This is a genomic window from Vibrio sp. 10N.247.311.14, from assembly GCF_041467715.1.
Classification (GTDB): domain Bacteria; phylum Pseudomonadota; class Gammaproteobacteria; order Enterobacterales; family Vibrionaceae; genus Vibrio; species Vibrio crassostreae_C.
This window is the reverse complement of sequence record NZ_JBFSVE010000106.1, coordinates 1-2,920: the sequence shown is the minus strand read 5'-3', so window position 1 is coordinate 2,920 and position 2,920 is coordinate 1. Positions and strand designations below refer to the sequence as shown.

Sequence of the window (2,920 nt, the reverse complement as noted above, 5' to 3'; positions counted from 1 at the left end):
AACATTACGTTAGACGGAATTTACGCTGAGCTTAGTGCTTAAGGTTCTGTCTATGAGCAAGCACTCCAATAAGAAGTAAAATGCCCGTTAGTCTCTACTTTTAATAGCAGGACTAACGGGCTATTTGTATCTGCTGTCTTCTAAATGGCAACAGATAGTCCATTCAATGGGGATCTACCCCATAAACCAAGACACGAAAATCAACGCACCAAAACCAAATGTCGCCATTAATGCCGTGTCGCCACCGGCTGCTGTGTAGCTGCCTTCGGTTTGTAGGTGAGGGAAGTCAGGTCTGCGAACCTTAACTACCATTGCGAGTGGGCCCCAGATAGCTAGGAACACCAGCACCATACCTGCATAGTCCAGCATGCTTACAAACTGGCTAGCGAACAGCTCAGCTAATACCAAAGGTAAGATGAAGGTTAGCGCATAAGCCAACGCTTTGTTGTTGGTCACCGCATCTTTGTTTTGGTCGTAAAGCGCCATCGACACGCCGAGGAAAGAAGTCACCAAGGCCAGAGCAGAGAACAGAGCGATCACCACTTTCAACCAAGCAGATTGGCCGCTGAACGCAGAGATCAACTCAGAGATATTGTGGAACTGGCTTATCGCGTCTGTGCCAAGGTTGCCGATAATCGCGAATAACCAAGTTAGGTAGCAAATTAATGGAATCACTGAGCCTAGCAGAATCATATTGCGGATCTGCTTTTGAGTTGCTTCACGGTTGTAGATAACCAGTGACGGGATCACCACCATAGAGGCAAAGCTAGTAAAGATAACTGCGCTGTATTGCACCACGTCGTTGGCCGTGTATTGGCTGGTTTGAGTTAGGTAATCAAGGCGAATGTTGCTAAATAATGACGCGATAACGATAAACAGCATCACGACCATCAAGATGAATAGCCCGCGATTCAGTTTGTCGATATAAGACTTGCCCGAGACGACGATAGCACCCATCAATAGGCTGAAAATGGTATACGCAACGGATGCTGATACATCGACACCAACGTCGAGCAGTAGCTTATGAATGATGTCACCGACACCTAAGATATAAGCGATCAACATGCATACTAGCAACAGGTAAAAGAGTGCATTGATAAAGTGTTTACCTTTGCTGCCCAGAGTGAGGTAAGCGACACTGCTCATGCCACTGTTGTCTTTAGTTTTAGTGCATGCTTCTGCCAGGAGGAGTGCAGAGTATGTGGTGCCGATAAAGATAAGTAGCATCAGCACTGAGCTGATCATGAAGCCAAATTGAGCCAACACCATGGGAATAGCAAGCATGCCAGCCCCTAATGCAGTTCCTGACAGAATCAAAGAACTGCCGAATAATTTCATATTCAAGAAAGCAACCTCAAAGTATCCAATTAATTTTTTGTTGGATTGTAAATATTTGTTGCCAAGCCTAACAAATTACACAGTAAAGTTAGGGGTTAATTTCTAATAAATTTTGAATTTTTCTAAAAAATTTAAGCAGGAATTTCTGGTGTATATGTGTGGTTGATTTAAGTATTCACTCGGTGAGTTTATTTATCGTTTAGTTAACGTTCGTCCATTATTGAATGATTTAGAAATTGGCAAAATTCAGTTAAAAAGAAGTATGTTTATGAGCTAATTGAAGACGATTCTAGTGAGTCGGATGCGGATAGTACGATTGTAGGCTCGATTATCTTTACGTCGCTTTCATTTGACGATGAAACCAAGGCATATTTGCTTTCGCCAGTCGCGGTGAGCACTCAGGTGCAAAAGCGTGGTATTGGTCAGCGCCTGATTAACTTCGGTTTGCAGTTTCTAAAAGAGCAGGGTATTGAGCTTGCAGTGACGTACGGTGATCCTGACTACTATTCAAAAGTGGGCTTTGGGCAAATTACCGTTAAGCAGGTCCCAGCGCCCTTTGAATTGAGTTTCCCTCACGGTTGGTTGGCTCAATTGTTAACTGGTGGTGAAATCAAAGTAACAAGTGGCAAGTCGAGTTGTGTTAAAGGCTTGGCTCACGCAGAATATTGGTAGCCGCTTGCAAAAAATTGAGAAAAAGAGAAAGCCCATCAGGTGTTGCCTGTTGGGCTTTCTCGTTATGAACAAAAGATATCCGTCAGGCTTCAATGTACAGTTTGAACGAGTGTTCAAAATAACACTTGAACGATCGTTCTTGTTTGATCTATATTGTTTTAACACCAACGGAGAACATTCATTAATTGCTCCGTGATTGAATAACTTTAGAACCGAAAATTGATAGGGATAGAGCAATGAGCAACTTCAAAATTCACTCAGTAGAATCCGCGCCAGAGCAAAGCCAACCTATTCTTGAGGGCGCTAAAAAGCAGATGGGCAGAGTGCCGGGCTTGTTTGGTGTGTTGGCTGAATCTCCAAACACACTTAAGGCTTACACCCAGCTTCATCAGGCATTTAGTGACTCATCTTTCGATGCTGAAGAGCTAACGGTTGTTTGGCAAACCATCAACGTTGAACACGAATGTCACTACTGCGTTCCAGCGCACACAGGTATCGCACATTCAATGAAGGTTGATCCTGCAATCACCGAAGCACTGCGTAATCGCACGGCTCTACCCACTGAAAAACTGCAAGCACTGCATGATTTTACGCTGAGCATGGTGCGTAACCGCGGCAATGTGCCTGAAAGTGAAATGGCAGCATTTTTCGAAGCGGGCTACGGTCAACAACAAGTGTTAGAAGTGATTCTTGGCCTGTCTCAGAAAGTGATCAGTAATTACGTAAACCACGTTGCTAAAACGCCAGTCGACAAAGTTTTTGAACAGTTCGCTTGGCAAGGGTAATCGTATTTAACTAACCATCGTATTTAAGCAACTCAAGATATGATAATGATGAAAGCCCCGCTCAGTTGAGTGGGGCTTTGTTGTTGTGCGCCGAGCATGGCGTTGATCTAGGAGGTGAAAGTCCT

General features: G+C 44.0%; 2 protein-coding genes and 1 pseudogene. 2 read left to right on the top strand and 1 reads right to left on the bottom strand.

Going from position 1 to position 2,920, the window contains the following annotated elements; translation table 11 throughout:
* Window positions 1–174: 174 nt before the first annotated feature.
* Entirely contained in the window at window positions 175–1,338 is a 1,164-nt protein-coding gene (locus AB6F11_RS21565) for an amino acid permease (RefSeq protein WP_017061663.1), read from the bottom strand.
* A gap of 273 nt (window positions 1,339–1,611) precedes the next feature.
* On the opposite strand from AB6F11_RS21565, the pseudogene AB6F11_RS21560 reads away from it, so the two are divergent.
* Both AB6F11_RS21560 and AB6F11_RS21555 read left to right on the top strand, forming a co-directional pair.
* Window positions 1,612–2,010: pseudogene (locus tag AB6F11_RS21560) on the top strand (GNAT family N-acetyltransferase); the annotation flags it as partial.
* Between the two features lie 236 nt (window positions 2,011–2,246).
* Window positions 2,247–2,795, top strand: coding sequence for a carboxymuconolactone decarboxylase family protein (locus AB6F11_RS21555; RefSeq protein WP_017061666.1), 549 nt, complete (start codon window positions 2,247–2,249; stop codon window positions 2,793–2,795).
* Window positions 2,796–2,920 lie beyond the last annotated feature (125 nt).

What these genes read in the sequence shown, in the direction of transcription:
- AB6F11_RS21565 (WP_017061663.1), bottom strand. Translation starts at nt 1,338, where the DNA reads ATGAAATTATTCGGCAGTTCTTTGATTCTGTCAGGAACTGCATTAGGG.
- AB6F11_RS21555 (WP_017061666.1), top strand. Translation starts at nt 2,247, where the DNA reads ATGAGCAACTTCAAAATTCACTCAGTAGAATCCGCGCCAGAGCAAAGC.